Origin of the sequence: Streptomyces phytophilus (genome assembly GCF_013870535.1) — a bacterium.
Classification (GTDB): domain Bacteria; phylum Actinomycetota; class Actinomycetes; order Streptomycetales; family Streptomycetaceae; genus Streptomyces; species Streptomyces phytophilus.
In genome coordinates, this window is record NZ_JACBXC010001499.1 from 1 (window position 1) to 1,330 (window position 1,330).

At 71.3% G+C, this 1,330-nt stretch carries 1 protein-coding gene; it reads right to left on the reverse strand.

The window, feature by feature from the left end; all coding sequences use genetic code 11:
* Positions 1-51: 51 nt before the first annotated feature.
* Positions 52-1,330: GlnX family signal transduction membrane protein (locus H5J30_RS33705; RefSeq protein WP_181791573.1), on the reverse strand; the 1,279-nt coding region annotated here is incomplete at its 5' end.

A 1,330-nucleotide genomic window follows, 5' to 3' on the forward strand; every position in this document is an offset into this window, starting at 1 on the left:
GCCTCGTCCTCGGTGCCTTCGCCGTCCGCATCGCTGCATCCCCCTTCGCCGTCATCGGTACTCCGAGAGCCTGCGGCCGATGCCGAACACCGCGCCCGCCGCGCCGAGCACGGCGAGCACCGCGGCGCCGATCCACAGCCCGGAGAGCGCGCCGCGGCCGTCCTCTGCCGCCGACTTGAACTCCTCGCGCTCGTGCTCCAGGGCCTCTTTCAGGCTGTCGTCGACCTGGTCGAAGAACTCGCTGGTCGACTTCTCCCCGTCGCCGCCGATGACCATGTCCTTCGCTTCTTCGTACTCGCCCGCGACGTTCTTCGCCTGCGCGTCGCCGTGCAGCTCGCGCCACTCGCGTACGTTGTCCACGGCCTCGGCGACGGGCTTGCGGCCGGCGTCGTCGTCGGCCAGCTCCAGGGCACGCCCGAGCATGCTGCCCGCCGGGGCCTCCTTGGCGTCCGGCTCCTTGCCGGCCAGTTCCTTCATGCCTTTGAGGTAGCTGTCCTCGTACTTGTCGAGGCCCTCCTCGGTGGTGACGGAGCCCCGGTTGACGTAGGTGAGGTTCTCGTCGGCGCGGGCCCTGAGGGTGTTGATCCGCGCCTCGTTGAGCGCGTGCAGCGACTGGGCGCCGTGCTCGTCGGAGTCGCTGAGGCCGGAGCGGGCGAAGGTGTGCCCGACGGCCAGCCACAGCAGCACGACCACGGCGGCCGCGGAGGCCGCCAGCATGCCGTGGTTGAACACCCGGTTCGTACGGCGGTAGTGGCGGCGCTGCGCCCAGAACAGGAACCCGAGCGCGAGCAGCCCGCTGGCCAGCGCGGCCCACGGCCACGACTTGGCGTCGGAGTAGTCCTCGTCCAACTGCCGGGTCTCGGAGAGGTAGAGCTGCTCGGCGGCCGGCAGCAGGGTCTCGCGCATCTGCTCGTCCGCGTAGCGCAGGTACGCACCGCCGAGCGGCAGACCCTGGCGGTTGTTGGCGCGGGCGGTCTCGACCAGCGAGGTGTAGACCGGCAGCGCCTGGTTCAGCCGCTCGATCTGCTTCTGCGACTCCGCGGCGCCCTGCGAGTTGGCCGCGGCCTTCACCAGCAGCTTCGACGCCTGCTTGATGTCGGCGTCGTAGCGCTCGCGCACCTTCGGCGGCTCCTGCCCGCCCTCCAGGAAGCCGGTGGCCGCCGTGGTGTTGGCGCGGGCCAGCGAGCCGTAGATGTCGGCGGCGTCGGCGCTCAGCGGCTGGCTGCGGTTGATGACGTCGTCGGCTGCCGCCGACCGGTCGGACACCTGCCATGCGGTGAGCGCCCCGAAGAGCACGACCAGCACCGCCAGTACGGCCCCGATGATCCGC